The 19,843-nt window shown below is 74.6% G+C and carries 11 protein-coding genes; 5 read left to right on the top strand and 6 right to left on the bottom strand.

The window, feature by feature from the left end; translation table 11 throughout:
• Positions 1-56 precede the first annotated feature (56 nt).
• The 3 genes from trmB to JS756_RS02890 all read right to left on the bottom strand — a co-directional run bounded on the left by trmB (position 57) and on the right by JS756_RS02890 (position 4,119).
• Positions 57-950 carry a tRNA (guanosine(46)-N7)-methyltransferase TrmB gene (gene trmB, locus JS756_RS02900; RefSeq protein WP_205381321.1) on the bottom strand — a complete coding sequence of 298 codons (894 nt, stop codon included), beginning with the start codon at positions 948-950 and terminating at the stop codon, positions 57-59.
• 168 nt (positions 951-1,118) lie between these two features.
• Positions 1,119-2,339: an L-2-hydroxyglutarate dehydrogenase gene (gene lhgD, locus JS756_RS02895; RefSeq protein WP_307790324.1), complete on the bottom strand. Its 1,221-nt coding sequence runs from the start codon at positions 2,337-2,339 to the stop codon at positions 1,119-1,121.
• Positions 2,340-2,697: 358 nt separating this feature from the next.
• Entirely contained in the window at positions 2,698-4,119 is a 1,422-nt protein-coding gene (locus JS756_RS02890) for an NsdA family TPR-like regulatory protein (RefSeq protein WP_205381319.1), read from the bottom strand.
• A 694-nt stretch (positions 4,120-4,813) separates the two neighbouring features.
• On the opposite strand from JS756_RS02890, the gene JS756_RS02885 reads away from it, so the two are divergent.
• Together JS756_RS02885 and JS756_RS02880 are read left to right on the top strand one after the other, a co-directional pair.
• Entirely contained in the window at positions 4,814-6,901 is a 2,088-nt protein-coding gene (locus JS756_RS02885; protein WP_205381318.1) for an asparagine synthase-related protein, read from the top strand.
• Positions 6,902-7,174: 273 nt separating this feature from the next.
• Positions 7,175-10,618, top strand: a complete 3,444-nt coding sequence (locus JS756_RS02880) for an AfsR/SARP family transcriptional regulator (protein ID WP_205381317.1) — start codon at positions 7,175-7,177, stop codon at positions 10,616-10,618.
• On the opposite strand, the gene JS756_RS02875 is transcribed toward JS756_RS02880, so the two are convergent.
• A complete protein-coding gene (locus tag JS756_RS02875) occupies positions 10,605-12,599 on the bottom strand; it encodes a sigma-70 family RNA polymerase sigma factor (RefSeq protein ID WP_205381316.1) in 1,995 nt (664 codons plus the stop codon). The two genes, JS756_RS02880 and JS756_RS02875, sit on opposite strands and share 14 nt — an antisense overlap.
• Before the next feature lie 327 nt (positions 12,600-12,926).
• Entirely contained in the window at positions 12,927-13,694 is a 768-nt protein-coding gene (locus JS756_RS02870) for a TetR/AcrR family transcriptional regulator (RefSeq protein ID WP_205381315.1), read from the bottom strand.
• A 374-nt stretch (positions 13,695-14,068) separates the two neighbouring features.
• On the opposite strand from JS756_RS02870, the gene JS756_RS02865 reads away from it, so the two are divergent.
• Both JS756_RS02865 and JS756_RS02860 read left to right on the top strand, forming a co-directional pair.
• Positions 14,069-15,448: an NAD(P)/FAD-dependent oxidoreductase gene (locus JS756_RS02865; protein WP_205381314.1), complete on the top strand. Its 1,380-nt coding sequence runs from the start codon at positions 14,069-14,071 to the stop codon at positions 15,446-15,448.
• Between the two features lie 235 nt (positions 15,449-15,683).
• Complete coding sequence (locus JS756_RS02860; RefSeq protein WP_205381313.1) at positions 15,684-17,339, top strand: ATP-binding SpoIIE family protein phosphatase; 1,656 nt, start codon at positions 15,684-15,686, stop codon at positions 17,337-17,339.
• A gap of 27 nt (positions 17,340-17,366) precedes the next feature.
• Here JS756_RS02860 and JS756_RS02855 read toward each other — a convergent pair whose 3' ends face one another.
• Positions 17,367-18,632 carry an MFS transporter gene (locus JS756_RS02855; protein ID WP_205381691.1) on the bottom strand — a complete coding sequence of 422 codons (1,266 nt, stop codon included), beginning with the start codon at positions 18,630-18,632 and terminating at the stop codon, positions 17,367-17,369.
• 134 nt (positions 18,633-18,766) lie between these two features.
• Here JS756_RS02855 and JS756_RS02850 point away from each other — a divergent pair, with 134 nt between their 5' ends.
• Entirely contained in the window at positions 18,767-19,321 is a 555-nt protein-coding gene (locus tag JS756_RS02850; RefSeq protein ID WP_205381312.1) for a MarR family winged helix-turn-helix transcriptional regulator, read from the top strand.
• Positions 19,322-19,843 lie beyond the last annotated feature (522 nt).

The following is a 19,843-nucleotide window of genomic DNA, read 5'->3' as shown; positions in this document are numbered from 1 at the left end:
TCACGCGGTGGAGGTCATGCGCTGGAGGTCCTGCGGGGCTGGTCCTGCGGGGCTGTTCACTCGCTGTCGGCAGACGGGCTCAGGCTCTGGAACCGGTTCCGGCCCCGCTCCCCGTCGCGGTGCTGTACGCGGCGGAAGAGCAGGTCGTTCACGACATGACCCTTGTCCAGTCCCTGCCCCTCGAAACGGGTCAGCGGCCGGAAGTCGGGGCGTGGCGCGAAACCGCCGTCGGTCCGGGTGTTCTCGAAGTCGGGGTGCCCCGTGAGCACCTCCAGCATCCGCTCGGCGTAGGGCTCCCAGTCGGTGGCGCAGTGCACGAGCGCCCCCGGCCGGAGGCGGGTCGCGGCGAGCGTCAGGAACTCCGGCTGGACGAGTCGCCGCTTGTGGTGGCGCTTCTTCGGCCAGGGGTCGGGGAAGTACACGCGCAGTCCGTCGAGCGCGTCGGGGGCCAGCATCTCCCGGAGCAGGATGATCGCGTCGCCGTTGCCGACACGGACGTTGGACAGGCCGTTCCGGTCCGCGAGATTGAGCAGGTTGCCCTGGCCGGGGGTGTGGACGTCCACCGCGAGGACGTTCGTCGCCGGATCGGCCGCCGCCATCTGCGCGGTGGCCTCGCCCATGCCGAAGCCGATCTCCAGCACCACCGGGTGGTCGTTGCCGAACAGCTCCTTCAGGTCGATGACCCGCTGCCCGTCGATGTCGAGCCCCCACTCGGGCCACAGCCGCTGCAGGGCGTCCGCCTGCCCGGCCGTCACCCGGCTCCTGCGGGGCTGGAAGCTCCGGATCCGCCGCTCGAAGTGCGACCCGGCAGGATCGGCCCTCGGGCCGTCCGGGAACCGGGGCTCCCCCTTGGCACGGGTGTGCCGGACCGACACACCGGGGACGTGGGAGGACAGCTCGTCGCCGGGGCCGGGCCGGGGGGGTCGGGGGGTGCTCACGGAGTCAGACACAGTGAGGTCGATTTTACGGGGGTGCGCACCCCGTCCCACGACCGACCGGGTCCGGAGGACGGCCGGGCGCCGGCGGCCACGGGCACCGCCCGCCCCGGAGGGGGCAGGGGAGGACGACCGGGCACGGGTGGCGGCCCGGCCCGTGCCCATGTGCACAGGGCCCGCTCCTCAGACGGACGCCAGCACGTCCAGCGCCCGTCTCGCCACCTCCCTGCCGATCGGCAGGGAGGCCGTGGCAGCGGGCGAGGGCGCGTTCAGCACGTGCACCGTCCGCGGGCCCTGTTCGATCAGGAAGTCGTCGACGAGCGTCCCGTCCCGCAGCACGGCCTGGGCCCGCACCCCGGCGGGCGCCGGCACGAGGTCCTCCTCCGTCACGGCCGGCAGCAGCCTGCGGACCGCCTCGACGAACGCCCCCCTGGACACCGACCGCCGCAGCTCCCCGATCCCGTACCGCCAGTGCCGCCGCGCGATGTGCCACGAACCGGGCCACGCCACCGTCGCCGCGGCCTCCCGCGGCCGGACGACGCCCCAGTCGTACCCCTCGCGGGCCAGCGCCGGTACCGCGTTGGGTCCGATGTGCACCTCTCCGTCGACCCCCCGCGTCAGATGCACCCCGAGGAACGGGAAGGCCGGATCCGGCACCGGATACACCAGCCCCCGTACCAGCTCGGGCCGCGCCAGCCCGTAGTACTCGCCGCGGAACGGCACGATCCGCGCCTCGGGGTCGTCGCCGGCCAGCCGCGCGATCTCGTCGCAGTGCAGTCCGGCGCAGTTCACCAGCACGCGCGCGCGGACGATGTCCCCGTCCGCCGTGCGCACCGCGGCGCCCCGCTCGGGCCGCCGGTCGATGCGGACGACCTGCGCGCCGTACCGGATCTCCGCGCCCGAGGCCTCCGCGAGCTGCCGGGCCACGCCGACGAAGTCGCACACGCCGGTCGTGCCGACGTGTATCGCGGCCAGGCCACGCACCTCCGGCTCGTACTCCGCGATCTGGGCGGTGCCCAGCTCACGCACCGGGATGCCGTTCTCCCGGCCGCGCTGCACCAGGGCGTGCAGGCGCGGCAGCTCGTCCCGCTCGGTGGCGACGATCAGCTTGCCGGTGACGGCGTGCGCGATGCCGTACTCCGCGCAGAACTTGACCATCTCCGCGGCACCCCCGACGGCGTACCGCGCCTTCAGCGAACCCGGCCGGTAGTAGATCCCGCTGTGGATGACGCCGCTGTTGCGCCCCGTCTGGTGCAGGGCGGGCCCCGGCTCCTTCTCCAGTACGGTCACCCGCGTACCCGGCGCGGCACGCGTGATCGCATGGGCGGTGGACAGCCCGACGATCCCGCCGCCGACCACCAGCACGTCGCAGTCGTACGCGACCCCCTGCCGCACCTGCACCACCTCCCACATCGATAGTGCACTGCGCCACTGACATCGCGTTCAAACGCGGACGGCCGAGGGCGCTGCTCGGCCGCCGCGGTCCCGTGCCGGCCGGCGGCTCCTCCGGGCCGGTCCGAACGGCCGGTCCGAACGGCCGGCCCCGACCGTCGGCGCACGGCCCCGCGGCGAGGTGGACGACCGCCCGCGCGGTGGGCCCACCGCGGACCGGCAGGCCCTGGCGTCCGGCGTCGTCCGCGCGGGGACGACGGCCCCTCCGCCTCCGCCCGACGCACCGCCGCCGAGGCCGCCTCCCGTACGCGTGGCGTCCGAGCCGCGGCCGGACCGCCTCCGCACCGGCTCGGCCCCCGCCCACACACGTCTATGCCGGGGCGAGCAGCGGCCGGGCCCGTTCCCGCAGCTCCACCACACGGGGCTCGTCGCCGTACGGCTCCAGGCGGTGCAGCAGGTCCTTCACGTACTCCGTCGTCCGCGCCGAGGAGATCCGCCCCGCGACCTCCACCGCCCGCACGCCCTGCTCGCACGCCGCGTCCAGATTCCCGGACTCCAGCTCGGCGACCGCGGAGACGACCAGCCTGAGCCCGTGCGAGCGGACGAACTCCTCCGTGGGCTTCGACAGGGCCTGCTCGGTGAACCGGCGGACCTGCCGCGGGGCCTTGAGGTCGCGGTAGCACTCCGCGGCGTCCGCGGCGAAGCGGTCGTAGGAGTAGAAGCCCAGCCACGACGGGTCGTTGTCGCCGGGGCGGGACCGCTCCAGCCAGCCCTCCGCCGCCGTCAGGGCGGCCCCGGCGGCCTGCCCGTCGCCCGCGCGTGCGTGCGCACGTGCCTCGACGAGACGGAAGAAGCTCATGGTGCGGGCGGTGGCCAGGCCGCGGTTGCGCTCCAGGGCGGCCTGCGCGAGATCGACGCCCTCGTCGCCGAAGCCCCGGTAGGTGGCCTGGAGCGACATGGACGCCAGCACGTATCCGCCGAGCGGGACGTCCGCCGCGGCACGGGCCAGTCGCAGTGCCTGGATGTAGTACCGCTGCGCGGCCTCCTGCTGCCCCGTGTCGAAGGCCATCCAGCCGGCGAGGCGGGTCAGTTCGGCCGACGCCCCGAACAGGGTCCGGCCCACCTCGTCGGAGTAGGAGCCGAGCAGCAGGGGCGCCGCCTCCACCCGCAGGCACTCCGGCACCATGGACGAACGCCAGTCGCCGCCTCCGTACTTGGAGTCCCAGCGCCTGGCGTCCTCGGCGGCCTCACGGAGCTTCTGCACGTCGCTGTGGCCGACTTTGATCGGTGCGCCGGAGCCCTCCGCCGGGCCGGCCTCGCGCGCCACCGAGCTGTCGGCCGGTGTTATCAGCCAGCGTGAGGCGGGCGTTGCGTATGCGCTCACTGCGAACGAACCGGCCAGGGACTGCCAGATGCCGCCGGAGCCGGCGCGACGCCCGGCGAGGTCGAGGCGGTACAGGTCCGTCGCCGACTTCACCGCCAGTCCGACGTCGCGCGGGAAGGCGAGGCCGACTTCGGGCGCCGGGTCCGCGTCCGCCAGGCCGATCTCGTGGAGCGGCACCGGACGGCCCAGCTTCTGGCCGATGGCGGCGGCGATGAGGTGCGGTGCCGCACCCTGCGGCACCATGCCCTTCGACACCCAGCGCGCCACCGAGGTCTTGTCGTAGCGAAGAGTCAATCCGCGTTGGGCGCCAAGGTCGTTGACGCGGCGGGCGAGCCCTGCGTTGCTGATTCCCGCGAGGGCGAGAACGGCGCCGAGTTTTTCGTTCGGCCCGCGTTGCTCCCTGGACATGCGCCACCCCTCGACACAGACGGCTGCCGCGCTGGCATAACCACGCGGCATTCGTAAACCCAGCGTAGTTCGCCGCATCCCAAGCGTTAAGGGGCATTGTTCCGGTTGGCGGGATTGTGGTCCGTACTGAAGTGCGGGCGCCTGCACGCAGGGTTGCGGCGCGCTCCCGCCGTGTGGCCGTGCGCCCGTCCGTGCGCTCTTCTCCGGCCATCGGGGGAGCGGTTCCATGGGTGGTGCGTGGGTCGGCCCGCTGTACTGGATCCAGTGGGCTGGGGGACACCGCCGCCTTCATCCCCGCGGGCGGCGGACCGGTCCGGGAGACGTCGCCGTCTCCCGGACCGTGCGCTTTTTGGACCTTGTGCTGAGGCCGGGTCGCATATGTACGGAGCGTGTGCGCTTTGCGCGTGGACGCGCGCCAATCCGCCCCGGATGCCCTCGATTTGGCTGAAAATCGACCCTCGTTCGGACCGCCCGATTCCCGCTCCCACCATGGAACTTCACGGCGCACAGGGCGTTTTGGGGGAGCGAATCGGGGGCGCATTCGCGTCGCAGCCGTTCCGCCCCCGCAGCGCACTCCCCGGCGCACTTCGCGGCGCGCAACCGGCGTCGTCGCCCCGCCGAGCGCCGCTCTTCGTGGCAGCATGGTGAACCGTTCGTACGGTGCACGGAATGTCCACAGCCTGTGGAGGCGTCGATGCGGTGGTTGGTGGGATGGAGCAGCACCGCCGCGAGGGTCGCCGAGGTCGGCTCCGCCGGGACCACCGGACACGACGGTGAGACCGTGCACCCCGTCGGCTCGCAGCTGCTGTGGGGCGACCCGGACCCGCTCTGGGCGGTCGGCGACTGGCGGCCCGACGAGGTCCGGGTGGTCAAGGCCGACCCCGCGACCCGTATCGCCGTGCTGGGCCTGTGCGGCGCGACCGACGAGCAGTTGCGCGTCGGCCTGTTCGCCGCCCGCGGCGGCGCACTGCGCCACCTGACCGCCTGGCCCGGCAGCTACACCGCCGTCGTCCAGGTCGGCCGCAGGGTCACCGTCTGCGGCGACCTCGCCGGGGCCCGCCCGGTGTTCCACACCCCCTGGGCGGGCGGCACCGCCTACGCGACGGCCGCACTTCCCCTGGCCGACCTCATCGAGGCCAACCTGGACTTCGGGCACCTCGCCGCCCTGCTCGCCGCGCCCGACGTGCCGGCCGCGCTGCACGACTCCACCCCGTACGCGGGAGTGCAGCGCATCCCGCCGGGGCACGCGCTGATCCTTCGCGCAGGGGCGCGCGAGATCGCCGGCTACGAGCCGGTCGCCTCGCTCGCCGTGGCCGCCCCCGCGGCCGACCCGGACAGCGCCGTGGACGGTGTGCGCGACGCGCTCGTCGACGCCGTGCGCACCCGCCTGTCCGCGCCCCGGCACGTCCCCGACATCGACCCCGGCCCGGTCCCCGGGATGGGCCCCGCCGAACGGCGCGCCGCGCGCGGGATGCCCGTCCCCGGCATCGGCGCCGACCTCTCCGGCGGCCCGGCCTCCGGCACGCTCGCGCTGCTGGCCGCAGGCCTGCCGGGCAGGCCGGGAACGGTCCTCGGCCACGGCACCGGCGCCGGGGAACGCCTGCTGGCGGTCACCTTCAACGACCTCGCGGTCGCCGGCCGCGAGGCCGAACTGGAGCGGGCGGGCGCCCTCGCGGCCAACCCCCGTCTGCACCACGTCGTCGTCACCGGTGGCGAGGACGTCCTGCCGTACGCCGAGTTGGACGGCCCGCTCACCGACGAGCCCGGCTCCGTCCTGGTGACGGCGGCCCGCCACCGCGCCCGCCTGATGTCCGGCAGTGCGGACCACTTCATCGGGCACGGGGCCCGCCAGGTCCTGGACGCCCACCCCGCGCGCCTCGCCGACCTGCTCATGGACCGCAAGCGCCGGCACCTGGTCCGCCCGGTCGCCGCGCTGGCCAAGGCGGACGGCTCGGTCCTCGTCCCCGCGCGGGTGTACGCCGCCGCCCGCCGCCTGGCCCGCACGCCCTACCGGGCGGGGCTGGAGAGCCTGGCCGAACGCCTGCTGCACCAGCGTTTCGACGAACCCGGCGGAGCGGTCGGAGCGTCCCTGGCGGCACTCGCCTGGGCCTCGCCCGGTCCGGCCGCCCGCTGGCTGACCGGTGAGGCCCTGGCGGAAGTGTCGGTCCGCCTCCGGGAGACCCTGCACCGCTCCGGGGCGGGTCCGGGGCACCGCCCCGGCGACCACCGCGCGCGTGCCGCGCTCGCCCGGCACGCCGCGGACCTGAGGATCCTGGAACAGGCGGCGGAGATCCGCTCGCAGCGCCTGCACGCCCCGTTCCTCGACAACCAGGTCGTCCGCGCCTGCCGCACCCTTCCGGAGACCCTGCGGGTCCGGCCCGGCGCCCGAGCGGAGATCCTGCGCACCGTCCTGCAGGGCGCCGGCGTGAGCGACCTGCCGCCCGGCTGGGGCGCCCCCTCCCACGCGTCCTCGGCCGCCGCGGCCCGCACCGGCCTCCGGGTGGCCGCGGATCCCCTGCTGGCGCTCTTCGACACCCCGCTCCTGGCCGAGGCCGGCCTCGTCGAGGCCCGCGTGGTCCGCAAGGCCCTGCGCGGCGCCGCCGTCGGCGACCCGCTTCCCCTGGACGGTCTCGCCGAGATCGTCGCCCTGGAGCTGTGGCTCCGCCGCCTCCTGGCCCGCCGGGGAACCTGCTGGACCGGCACACCGGCACGCGCGCGTGCCGTCCCGTCGGGCATCACCCGCACACCCCGGGCGGTGGAGCCGGTACGCCGACTGGGCTGACCCGTACGCGGAGCCGGGGGCGGGGGACGGCCCGCGGCGCCGGGAGGAGCCGGTACAGGCCGGGGGAGACGCCGGGACCGGCCTGAAGGCGCAGGGAGGCGAGGGCGGGAGGCGTCGGGAGTGGCAGGCGCCGACCTGAAGGCGCCCGGAGTGGCGGGGACAGGCCGGAAGACGCCGGGAAGGTCACGCTCCCCCTCGCCCCGCCGGCGGTGCGACACCGCTCCGGCTCGCAAACCGCGTGCCCCTCCCGACGGCCCCGGCGACAATGACCCGGTGCGGTACGGAATCCTGGGCGTCACACAGGCGGAGGACGACCACGGCAGACCCCTGCCCGTCGGAGGCCCCCGCCTCCGAGCCCTGCTCGCCGCCCTCGCCCTGCGGCCCGGCCGTGTCACCGCCCCCGAGACCCTGATCGGGGACGTGTGGGCCGACGACCCGCCCCAGGACGCCCCCGCCGCCCTCCAGGCCCTCGTCGCCCGTCTGCGCCGCGTCCTCGGCAGGGACGCCGTCACCTCGGAGCCCGGCGGCTACCGGCTCGCCGCGACGGAGGGCGATGTCGACCTCCACGTCTTCGAGCGGCTCCTACGGCAGGCCGCGGCCGCCCTCGGCGGAGGCGACGCAGCCACCGCCGCCCCCGCCCTCGACGAGGCGCTCGCGCTGTGGCGGGGGCCGGCGCTCGCCGACCTCCCCGACCGCACCGCGGCCACCCGCGCGCAGGCCCTGCGCCTGGAGGCGGCCCGCGCCCGCGCCGAGGCCCGCCTGCGCCTGGGCCGCGCCAGGGACGCCGTACCGGAGCTGCAGGAACTCACCGCGGCGCACCCGTACGACGAGCCGCTGAGAGCCCTGCTGCTGCGTGCCCTGCGCGACTGCGGCCGCACGGCCGACGCACTCGCCGCCTACGACGCCGCCCGCCGTACCCTCGCCGACGGCCTCGGCGCCGACCCCGGGCCGGAACTGCGGGCGCTGCACGCCGAGTTGCTCGACCCCGCGCGGCGCTCCACATCCGCGGCGGAGCCGGCGGCCGGACCCGCGCCGCGGCACCTGTCCGCCGGGACCGGCAACATCCGTCCGCGGCTCACGTCGTTCGTCGGCCGGGAACCCGAGCTCGCGGCCCTCCGCTCCGACCTGCGCAGCGCCCGTCTGGTCACCCTCGTCGGACCGGGTGGCTCCGGGAAGACCCGTCTCGCCGAGGAGGCCGCCGCCGGCATCCCGCAGGCGTGGCTGGCCGAGCTGGCGCCGCTCGACCGGCCCGAGGCGGTGCCGGGCGCGGTCGTCAGCGCCCTCGGCCTGCGCGAGACCGTTCTGCTGGCCAACGACCTGGCCGGCCAGCAGGACGACCCGGTCGCCCTCCTCGTCGACCACTGCGCCCCACGCCGTCAGCTGCTGATCCTCGACAACTGCGAGCACGTCGTCGGCGCGGCCGCCGGCCTCGCCGAGACCCTCCTGACCCGCTGCCCCGGGCTCACCGTCCTCGCCACCAGCCGCGAACCCCTCGGCGTCCCCGGCGAGGCGGTGCGCCCGGTCGCTCCGCTGCGCCCCGACCAGGCGCACCGCCTCTTCCGGGAGCGCGCCGCGACCGTCGGTCCCGACGCCGGCGAGGCGCTGAGCGACCAGGACGCCGTCGCGGAGATCTGCCGCCGCCTCGACGGCCTGCCGCTGGCCATCGAGCTGGCCGCCGCCCGGCTGCGGATGCTGACGCCCCGGCAGATCGCCGACCGCCTCGACGACCGCTTCCGCCTCCTCACCTCCGGCAGCCGCACCGTGCTGCCCCGCCAGCAGACCTTGCGGGCCGTCGTCGACTGGTCCTGGGACCTGCTCGACGAGCCGGAGCGGACGATGCTGTGCGAGATGTCCGTCTTCGCCGGCGGCTGGGACCTGGCGGCGGCGGAGGCCGTGTGCACCGGGCCGGTCGCCGAACTCGTCGGGGCGCTGGTCGACAAGTCCCTCGTCGTCGCGACCCCGTACCCGTCCGGGCACGGGCGGGACGCGTCCCCCGGCATGCGCTACCGCATGCTGGAGACGATCCACGAGTACGCCGCCGAACGCGCCGCCGAGGTCCCCGGGCTGCGTGCCGGTGCCGAACTGCGGCACCGCGCGTGGGTGTCCGCGCTGACGGCGCAGGCGGAGCCGCAGCTGCGGTCCGCCGGGCAACTGCCCTGGATCGCCTGCCTGGAGACCGAACTGGACAACATCCGCGCGGCCCTGCACCGGGCCCTCACCTCCGGCGACGAGGAGGAGGCCGGTGCGCTGTGCCTCTCCGTGGGCTGGTTCTGGTGGCTGCGCAACTACCACCGCGAGGGGCACGACTGGGTCACCCGCACCCTCCGCCTGGGCGCGGCCCTGGACGCTCGGGCGTCCAGCGCACCGCACCCGCAGGGCGGTCACGCCAGATCCCCCGGGGCCCCGCCCACCGTCGGCGACCCGCCCGCCGCATCGGCGTCCGATGCCACCGGCGGGGCCGCCTCCGATGCCGTCGGCGATGCCCTTTCCGGCGCCGTCCCCGACCTCGTGGACGCCTTCCTCACGGCACCGGACGGCGAGACGCGGCACCCGCGGCACGACCTGCGGATGGACCTGCGGATGCTCGACCTGTTCTACCGCAGCGAACTTCCGCCGGCGGACTCCCCGCCGGACGAGCGGACGCGGCGGTACGTGTCCCGGTTGCTGGCCCACTTCGAGCGGGGAGGGCCCCGGACGGCCCGGATGCCCGGGGTGGTGTGGCCGCTGGCCGCGCACTTCCTGGGCGACGTGGGCGACATGCGGACGGCCCTCGGCACCGCGCTCGCCCAGTGCCGCGCCCACGGCGGGGACTGGGAGGTCGGCGTCACCCTCATGATCCGCACCCACTTGGCCGTCGACTCCTCGGGCGGCATGGAACGCATCGACGACGACCTCGCCGAGCTGCGGGCCATCGGCCGCCGTGTCGGCGACCGCTGGATGCAGGCACACGTGTCCAGCGCCGCCGGTGAGGCAGCCATGGCCCGGAGCCGGTTCGCTGAGGCCGAGGGGGAGTACCGGGAGGCGCTGCGGCTCGCCCACGAGGTCGGTGCGTACGCCGAGTCGCCGTTCCTGCTCGCCCGGCTCGGCGAGATCGCCTACCGTGCCGGGGACCGCCCCGCCGCGGTGGCCGCCCTGGACGAGGCGGCCGTCGCCGCCGACCGGTACGGCGTGGCGGACACCGAGGCGTTCGTCCTGCTGCTGCGTGCCCAGATGGCGCTGGACGACAAGGACACCGCCCGGGCGCGGGAGCTCCACGAGGCCTCCCGGCAGGCGGCGATGCGCGGCACGCCGCCGCCTCAGTTCTCGGTGATGCTGGGCGCGGTCGACGCGCTGGTCCGCGCCGCCGGGTCCGGCCCGGCGCACGGGCTGCCCCCGCTGGCCGCCGCGCACCGCGAGGCGGTGGAGAGGCGGTGCGCCGAGCCGGTGGTGGCGGGGACGGCGGACATCGGGGCGGGGCTGCTGGCCGACCTCGGCGACTTCGCCCGCGCGGCCCGGCTGCTCGGCGCGGCGGACCGGCTGCGCGGCGGGTACCCGCGCCCCCGGCCGGAGGCCGACGCCGCCGCCCGGGCCGAGGCCGCGGCCCGGGCCGTCCTCGGTGCCGCGTGCTACGCCGCCGAGCACGCCCGGGGCGCGGCGCTCACCCCGGACGATATCTGCCGCGAACTCGACCGTTCGGTGGCCGACCACGGCGCCGGCCCGGCCCCTACGAGCAGGTGAACGCCGACTCGGCCCAGTCGGCCAGGACCGGCCTGTCCAGCGGGGTGTGCGGTTCGACGACCAGGCGGACCGTCCTGCGCCCGGCGAGGCCGACATGCACCGGCACGGCCGGCTCCCCGCCCTTGAGCATTCCGGACCGCCACAGCCGTACCCCGTCGGCGTAGACGGAGAAGTGCACCTTGCCGAGGCGCAGCATCATGTCGTCCACGCCGACCACGGCGTCGTAGGACGAGCAGGAGCGGTTCAGGGCCACGGTGACCGAGGAGTCGCCGCGGACGGTGACGCCGTGCGCGTAGTGCCGGCCGGCGACGGACAGTCCGTACCGCTGCCACACCCAGCTGCTGCCGGCGAGGTCGATCTCCGGCGCGGTGCCGTCGCCGGCGACGTCGTACGACACCTCGCTGAGCCGGTAGACGACGGGTGCGGGCGGCGGAGTGGGCGTGGGCGTCGGCTTCGGGGTGGGGGACGGCGTCGCGGCCGGCGAGGGTGTCGGCGTCGGTGTCGGTGTCGGCTTCGGTCTGGGCGTGGGTGTCGGGGTCGGCGTCGGGGTCGGTTCGGGCGCGGGGGTCGGCTTCAGCACCACCGGCGCGGGCTCGGGAGGTGTCCGCCTCGGCGTCGGGGTGGGCGTGGGTGTCGGGGCGGGCGGGGGCGCCGGGGTCGGCGGCTCCTGCCGCACCGCCGGCGCGGACACCGGAGGTTGCGCCACCGGTCGCTTCGGCGGGTTGCCGCCGTCGGTCAGGGCCAGCGCCACCGCGGTGGCCGCCACGGCGACGACGCCGGCGGCGATCCCCGCCTTCACGGGCGCGGCCAGCCCCTCCGAGACGACCGCCCCGCTGCCCGCGCCCGCGCCGGAGGAGCTTCCGCTGGCCGCGGCGGCGGCGCCCGCGGCGCCGGCCGCGCCCGCACCGGCTCCGCCGGTGACGAGCCCGAGCGCCTTGGCGTACCCGGCGGCGCCGAACCAGCCGATGACGGCCACCGGCACCACGGCCGGGATGCTGCCCGCGACCTCCTCGATCTGACTGGCCGCCAGGCGGCACCGCGCGCACTCCCCCAGGTGCTTGCGCAGGCCCCGCTCGGCACGGGTGCGCAGCTTGCGCCGGGCGTAGCTGCCGAGCTGGTCGGCGTAGCGGGCGCACGCCTCGTCGCCGGTGAGGGCGGCGGAGACGTGGGCCTGCAGATAGGCCTGCTTCAGGCCCTCGCGGGCCCGGCTCGCCAGCACGCGCGTGCCGTTGGCGTCGAGGCCGAACAGAACGGCGACCTCGCTGGGCGACTCGTCCTCGACCTCGGTGTGCCACAGCACGGCCTGCCACCGTTCGGGCAGGGAGCGGAAGGCCCGCATCGCCATGGACTGCTCGGCCTCGTGCAGGGCATGGACGTCCGCGCCCAGGCCGACGGTGTCGTCGGCGCCCTCCGTGGCACGGGCCGCGGAGGCGGCGAAGAGAGCGAAGTCGTCGACGAGCTGCTCGCGCCGGGCCGACTGGAGCCAGTGCGCGGCGACGCGCCGCACGGAGGTGAGCAGGTAGGCGCGGACGGCGTGTTCGGGCCCCGAGCCGCCGCGGACCGCCTGGAGCATGCGGGCGAAGACCTCGGCGGTGAGGTCGTCGGCGGTGTGCGCGTCCCGGCAGCAGGTGCGGGCGTAGCGGCGCACGGCGTCGGCATGGCGCCGGTACAGCTCCTCGTACGCCGTGTCGTCGCCCGCGCGCATCCGCTGGATCAGATCGACGTCGGACGGCGGCAGGTCGCGCGCCGGCGGCAGGTCGCCGTCCTCGTGCCGGTCCCGCTGGGGCGGGACGCCGCCGTCGGAAGGGCCACCGGCCGCAGCCGGTTCCACGGGGCTGCCGCGGCGTGCTCCGCCCCGGGGCGCGCCGTCACCCGCGGGGGCACCCGCCCGTCCGCCCTGACTCGGCACCTGCGGCAGGGCCGGGTCGCCGGTCTGCGCGTCGCCGTCACCGAGTGACCCGTCCCGCCCGTCAACGCTCATCGCGGTATGCCCCCGCCGCCTGCCCGACCACTCCCGACCACCGGGTCAGAGTGCCACATCGGTTTTCGGCCAGGGCCTCGGAGCCGGAGGCATCCACCCGTCCGAGGGGACCTTTCGGAAACCTGTACCGGTTCTCACTCGAACGGGGAGCGTCAACCGGCCTCGCGAAGTCCGGAGTCGGGCTGTCACGGGCGGCGGCCGGGTGACGGCGGGGGCCGGCGGCGCCCGCACCCCATCGTCACTCCTGCCCAGTGGCCCGGTGCGGACCGCCGCCGACCGGTGCTGCACGGGGCGTCCCGGCGCGGAGCGCGGTCCGGCGCGGTCCGGTCAGGCCGGGCGCGAGCGCAGCCCCTCCAGCAGGATGTCCAGCAGCCGTGCCGACGCCGCGGCCTGCTGCGCCGCGTCCGGCAGCGAAGGTGCCGCCGTCGCGATGACCAGCAGCACGTCCGACACCGACACGTCCGGCCGCAGCTCGCCCGCCGCGCGTGCCCGCTCCACCAGCTGGCCCACGACCTCCAGCAGCGCCGCCGTCCCCGCGTCGTCCTCGGGCTCCGCGGTGCTGTGCTCGGTCACCAGACGCAGCTCGCCGCCGCCCGGCTGGGTCCGCTGCTGCGGCACCCGGGTGGCGTCGCCCGCCACGGAGCCGGTCCGCTCCTCGGCCACCCCGACCCGCAGGACCTGAGGCGGCAGCAGCCGCCCGGCACCCGAGGCCACCGACGTGCGCAGGAAGCGCGAGAGCGCCGACCACGGCTCGTCCTCCTGGCCCAGAGCCGCGCGCGCCTGGTCGGTCAGCCGCGCGGTCTCCTCCTCGGCTATCCGCCGGACCAGCACGTCCTTGCTCGGGAAGCGCCGGTACACCGTGCCGACACCCACCCGCGCACGCCGCGCGACGTCCTCCATCGGCGCGCCGTAGCCCAGCTCGCCGAAGACCTCGCGCGCCGCACGCAGCACGTGCTCCAGGTTGCGCTGTGCATCCACCCGCAGCGGCGTGGTCCGCGCAGTGTCCCCGCGTCCGTTGCCCGCCGCCGCGCTCAGCGTTCCGCCGCCCGCCGCGAGGGCGGACGCGGACGACCAGTGCGAGTCCTGAATGTGCATAAACGATCCCCCGGTAATGACGTCTCCCCCCGGAGACTCTCCGCTTGGAAATGCCAGGCGTGCGGATCAAGCCTCGCGTGCCCGGTCCCGCGTGCCGCGGTCCCGATGAGCGCTCCCCCTACACCCCGTCGACACACGAACATAGTTGAGAGGGAGTCAATTCAGAAGGGGCAGGTTCCGCACGGAGCGCCCCCCGATCGGAGTACGGGTCGCATACATCCCGATTGCGCCCCGTCCCACACCCCGGCGCACGCCCTCTGACCTGGGCACCCGTCCCGCACTTGGGCGTTTCGGCCAACTCTGCGCATCCCCGGCACGCGGTCACACAAATCGCCGGGGCTGTGGACAAACGGCTGCGCCGGGTGCGTCATGGGATGGTGAAGGAACGTGCGCGCATTCTCGTTGTCGGCGGCGGCTACGTCGGGATGTACACGGCCCTGCGTCTCCAGCGGCGCCTGAAACGGGAACTGAAGGAGGGCACGGCCGAGGTCACGGTCGTCAGTCCCGACCCGTACATGACCTATCAGCCGTTCCTGCCCGAGGCGGCGGCCGGCAACATCTCCCCGCGCCACGTCGTCGTCCCGCTGCGCCGCGTCCTGCCGCACTGCCACATCGTCATCGGCGAGGCCACCGCCGTCGACCACGCCTCCCGCACGGTCACCGTCGACACCCTCGCCACCAAGGAGGGGGGCTCGCCCCCGGAGCGGCTGACCTACGACGAACTCGTCCTCGCCCCCGGCTCCGTCGCCCGTACCCTCCCCATCCCCGGTCTCGCCGAGCACGGCATCGGCTTCAAGACCGTGGAGGAGGCCATCGGCCTGCGCAACCACGTCATCGAGCAGATGGACATCGCCTCCTCCACCCGCGACCCCGCGATCCGCGACGCCGCGCTGACCTTCGTCTTCGTCGGCGGCGGATACGCCGGAGTGGAGGCGCTCGGCGAGCTGGAGGACATGGCCCGCTACGCCGCGCGCTACTACCACAACGTCCGGCCCGAGGACATGAAGTGGATCCTCGTCGAGGCCTCCGGCCGCATCCTGCCCGAGGTCGGCGCCGACCTCGGCCGCTACACCGTCTCGGAGCTGCGCCGCCGCAACATCGACGTACGCCTCGACACCCGTCTGGAGTCCTGCGCGCACCGCGTCGCCGTCCTCAGCGACGGAGCCCGCTTCCCCACCCGCACGGTCGTGTGGACGGCCGGTGTCCGGCCCCACCCGGTGCTCGACGCCACCGACCTGCCCCGCAACGCCCGCGGGCGGCTGATCTGCACCCCCGAGCTGACCATCGAGGGCACCCCGCACGCGTGGGCGGCCGGCGACGCCGCCGCCGTCCCCGACGTCACCGCCGCGGAACCCGGTGCGGAGACCGCCCCCAACGCCCAGCACGCGCTGCGCCAGGCGAGGGTCCTCGGCGACAACATCGCGCGCTCCCTGCGCGGCGAACCCCTCCAGGCCTACGCCCACAGCTACGCCGGCTCGGTCGCCTCCCTGGGCTTCCACAAGGGCGTCGCCCACGTCTACGGGCGCAAACTCAAGGGCTACCCCGCGTGGTTCATGCACCGCACCTACCACCTCAGCCGCATCCCCACCGTCAACCGCAAGGCACGCGTGACGGCCGAATGGACACTCGCCGGACTGTTCAAGAGGGAGATCGTCTCGCTCGGTTCCCTCGAACATCCTCGCGCAGAGTTCGAACTGGCTGCCGGTGGAAAACCTTCAGACAAGCCGAAGGACGACCCGAAGGGGTCGTCCTGACCGGACCCAGGAACTCCATCGGCTGTCCCGGCGTCTGACTGTCGGCCCCGACATCCACCCTGCCAGACTGGTCCCCGAGCCCGGACGGGCCGCCCCCCGTCCGCGAACCCAGAGGCTGTTCCCACGTGCTGCATTTCCCGGGTGCTGCAACAATGTGCGGCCACCGCCGCCCGGCCCCCGGAGCCCAGGCCGGGCCCCGGAGCCGGCCGACGACGACTACACGAGGCAAGGATTCGTGAACTTCACGCGCTGGAGCGCCCGGCTCCCCGGAACGCAGCGCCGCGCCGCAGCGCGGACCGAGTCGGTCGCCACCGACCGGCGGAGCGAAGGCGCCGTCCCCGCGGCCCGCGCCGAACGACCCACCGACGGCACCCCGACCGTCCCCGCGGTCGACGAACTGCCCGTCCGCGAGGTGCTCGACCGCGTCCCGGCCCTCGTCGCCCTCGTGCACGGCCCCGACCACCGCCTCGCCCACGTCAACGACGCCTACACCGCGGCCTTCGGCGGACGCCCCTGCGGCCGGCCCGCCGCCGAGGCCCTCCCCGAGCTGAAGGAACTGGGCCTGCTCCCCCTCCTCGACCAGGTCCTGCGCAGCGGCAAGCCCCGCACCTTGAAGTCCCGCAAGGCCCCCGACGGCCGCTCCTACACCTTCACCTGCACCCCCGTCACCGAGGGCGACGGCGGCGGCCCCGGCGTCCTGGTCTTCGCGACGGACGTCACCGACCACGCCGAGGCCGCCGAACGCCTGCGCGCCAGCGAGCGCCGCCAGCGCGAGACCGCCGTGACCCTCCAGCGGTCCCTGCTGCCCCAGGAACTGGAACAGCCCGACGACCTCCGCATCGCCGCCACCTACCAGCCCGGCGGCACGGAGGCCGCGGTCGGCGGCGACTGGTACGACGTCATCACCCTCGGCGGCGGCCGCACGGCCCTGGTCATCGGCGACGTCATGGGCCGGGGCGTCCGCGCCGCGGCCGTCATGGGCCAGCTCCGCACGGCCGTCCGCGCCTACGCCCGCCTGGACCTGCCCCCGCACGAGGTCCTGCAGCTCCTCGACGGCCTCGCCACCGAGATCGACGCCAACCAGATCGCCACCTGCGTCTACGCGGTCCACGACCCCAACGAGGGCCGACTGGTGTACGCCTCCGCCGGCCACCTGCCGATCCTCGTCCGCGACGAGAACGGCACCGTCCTGCGCGCCGACGAACCCACCGGCCCGCCACTGGGCACCGGCGGCTGGATCCACGCCTCCGGCTCGGTCCCGCTCGGTCCCGGCTCCACGGCCGTCCTCTACACCGACGGCCTGGTCGAACGCCGCGACGAGGACCTCGACGAAGGCATCGCGGCCCTGGAACGCGCCCTCGCCGGGGCCTCCGGCACCCCGCAGGTGGTCTGCGACCGGCTCGTCCGCTCGGCCGGTGTCACCGCCGACCACGACGACGACGTCGCCGTCCTGGTCCTCCAGCACCCGGCCCGCACGGGCCGTGACGGCGACCTCTTCCGCAATGCCGCCCTGGAACTCCTCGGCGGTGTGGAGGCGGCCCCGCGCGCGCGTGCCTTCGCCTCCGGCGTGCTCACCAGCTGGCGCTTCCCCGCCGACCTGCACGACCTGGGTGTGCTGGCCGCCAGCGAGCTCGTCGCCAACTCCCTCCAGCACGGCACCCCGCCCATGCGTCTGCGGTTGCGCCGCACCGACCGCCGCCTGATCGTCGAGGTCACCGACGGCGACGACCACCTGCCCCGGCGCCGCCGCGCCGAACCGGCCGACGAGTCGGGCCGGGGCATCGCGATCGTCGCGACGATCGCCTCGAACTGGGGCTCGCGCCGGACCCCGGGTGGAGGAAAAGCGGTGTGGTGCGAGTTCGCCCTGCCGTCGCAAGCGCCCCGGGCGTAGGCGGGCGCCGCCGGGCGTCCACCCGGCTCAGGCCTCCGACGGCACCCGCTCCGAGGGGGCCGCGCCACCCCGGGTGACGACCCGGCTCCGGGCGGCCCACGGCTGGTCCTGCACGACGGTGAGCCGCCGTCCCAACCGCACGGCGAGCACGCTGATCCCCAGCGAGAACAGCAGGAACGTCACGACGTACGGCGCGTGCAGGGACGCGCCCATCGGACCGCCCACCGCCGGCCCCACGGCCAGCGCCAGCTGCTTCACCAGGGCGAACGCCGAGTTGTACTGCCCCGCATACCCCTCGGGCGCCAGATCGGCGACCAGCGGAGCCACGGTCGGCGACAGCATCGCCTCGCCCAGCCCGAACAGCGCGTACGTGGCGACGAAGGCCGCGGTCGCCATCTCCCGGCTGCCGTGCCCCAGCCCCGCGTACCCGGCCGTCAGCCACGCCACGGCCCAGATCAGACCGACCAGGGCGATCACGCGCGTCCGCCGGCGCCGCTCGACGAACCGCAGCACCACGAACTGCGCGACCACGATCATCCCGGTGTTCGCCGCGAGCGCCGTGCCCAGCGCGGACGTGGAGATCCCGGCCGCCTCGACGCCGTAGGCACTCAGCCCCGACTCGAACTGCCCGTAGCAGGCGAAGAACAGCACGAAGCCCAGCACGCACAGCTGCACCATGGCCCGGTTGCCCAGCAGCCGCCTCCAGTCGCCACCGGCCGACTGTGTCGGGGCATCCGCCAGGCGCGGCGAGTGCGGCATCCGCACGGTGGACATCACGACGACGAGCAGCAGGAACATCGCCGCCTCGATCGCGAAGAGCAGCGTGAACGACGACACGCGCGTGGTGTCGACCAGATGCCCGCCGATGAGCCCGCCGACGCCGAGCCCGAGGTTCTGCAGGAAGAACTGCGTCGCGAAGGCCCGCGACCGGGTGTCGGCGCCGGAGCAGTCCACGATCATCGTCGCCAGGGCGGGCTGCATCACGGCCTGCCCCGCACCGAGCAGCGCGGCAGCGGCCAGGACGGTGGCGGCACCGGCGGCGAGCCCCAGACTCAGCGCACCGGCGGCAGCGGTCACCAGGGCGGCGATCAGGACCGGCAGCGGGCCCCGCCGGACGATGGCCCGCCCGGCGATCGGCAGCACGACCAGCGCGGCCACGGCGAAGACGGCGAGGACCGTCCCCGCCGTCATGGGCCCCAGCCCCCGCACCTGCGCCACATAGACGTACAGGTAGGGGACGGTGAAGCCGAGCCCGAACGCGCTGAGTGCGTTGCCCACGTGGATCCGGCGCATCGCTGCGCCCATCGCCCTGGTCACGTTCACCTCTCTCAGTAGTTAGGAGTGAAGACTTCGAAACTAAAGTTCGAAGCTAAAGAGTACACAGTCAAGGACTTCAAGGCAAAGCGGGGACGTGCGATACTGCGGCCATGGGCGACAACCCCGGCACCCTCGGCACCGAACCGACCCTCGAAGAGCAGATCGCGGCCTACCAGCGCGAGTTCCAGGACCTCGACCCCCAGGTCGAGAAGATCGTTTCGGCGCTGTCCCGGCTGAACCGCCGCATGAACGTCGCCTACGGCCGTCAGACATCCGCCCTGGGCATCAGCAACGCCGAGTGGGAGGTCCTCAAGGCCCTCGTCCTCTCCGGCGCCCCCTACCGCCTGGGCCCCAGCGACCTCGCCAAGCGCCTCGGCCTGACGCCGGCCGCGATGACCCACCGGATCGACCGCATGGTCGCCGAGGGGCTGGTCACCAGGGAGCGGGACGAGAGCAACCGTGTCCGGGTGATCGTGGAGCTGACCCCCGAGGGCAGGGAGAAGTGGCTGGAGGCCATGCGTCTGGCCACCGTCTTCGAGGAGGACCTCCTCCAGGACCTCAACCCTGCCGAGCGCACGGCTCTAGGTGAGGTCCTCACCCGGCTCCTGCGCCGCGTGGAGCACTCCCAGCCGGACGCCGGCGGACGCCTCACCGACCTGGACTGACGGACCCGAGGGTGCCGGACCGAAAAGATCTTGACAGTCGGCGCTTGACACCCCCCGGCTCGATCCGTAAAGTTCTTCGGGTTGCCACGGGCCCGTAACGGTTCTGCGGCATCACCTTCCGCCGCACTGCGGCACTCAACCATCAGCAAGATCTCCTGACCGGATTGATTTCGGCGTGCCCGAATTCAATTCGAATAGGGACTCGGACGCCCGATTGGGAATCGCCGAGAGCATCCGCTAAGGTTGAACTCGTCGGAACGGCCCAACAGCCCGACCGGCAACCCCCTCTGACTGGGAATCGGACGCCGAAAGGATCTGATAGAGTCGGAATCGCCGGAAAGGGAAACGCGAGAGCGGGAACCTGGAAAGCACCGAGGAAATCGGGTCGGAAAGATCTGATAGAGTCGGAGACACCGAAGGGAAGCGCCCGGAGGAAAGCCCGAGAGGGTGAGTACGAAGGAAGCGTCCGTTCCTTGAGAACTCAACAGCGTGCCAAAAGTCAACGCCAGATATGTTGATACC

Origin of the sequence: Streptomyces actuosus (assembly GCF_016921115.1) — a bacterium.
Taxonomy (GTDB): Bacteria; Actinomycetota; Actinomycetes; order Streptomycetales; family Streptomycetaceae; genus Streptomyces; species Streptomyces actuosus_A.
This window is presented reverse-complemented; position numbering and strand designations above follow the sequence as displayed.

What these genes read in the sequence shown, in the direction of transcription:
- JS756_RS02890 (WP_205381319.1), bottom strand. Translation starts at nt 4,119, where the DNA reads ATGTCCAGGGAGCAACGCGGGCCGAACGAAAAACTCGGCGCCGTTCTC.
- JS756_RS02885 (WP_205381318.1), top strand. Translation starts at nt 4,814, where the DNA reads ATGCGGTGGTTGGTGGGATGGAGCAGCACCGCCGCGAGGGTCGCCGAG.
- JS756_RS02875 (WP_205381316.1), bottom strand. Translation starts at nt 12,599, where the DNA reads ATGAGCGTTGACGGGCGGGACGGGTCACTCGGTGACGGCGACGCGCAG.
- JS756_RS02870 (WP_205381315.1), bottom strand. Translation starts at nt 13,694, where the DNA reads ATGCACATTCAGGACTCGCACTGGTCGTCCGCGTCCGCCCTCGCGGCG.
- JS756_RS02865 (WP_205381314.1), top strand. Translation starts at nt 14,069, where the DNA reads ATGGTGAAGGAACGTGCGCGCATTCTCGTTGTCGGCGGCGGCTACGTC.
- JS756_RS02855 (WP_205381691.1), bottom strand. Translation starts at nt 18,632, where the DNA reads ATGCGCCGGATCCACGTGGGCAACGCACTCAGCGCGTTCGGGCTCGGC.
- JS756_RS02850 (WP_205381312.1), top strand. Translation starts at nt 18,767, where the DNA reads ATGGGCGACAACCCCGGCACCCTCGGCACCGAACCGACCCTCGAAGAG.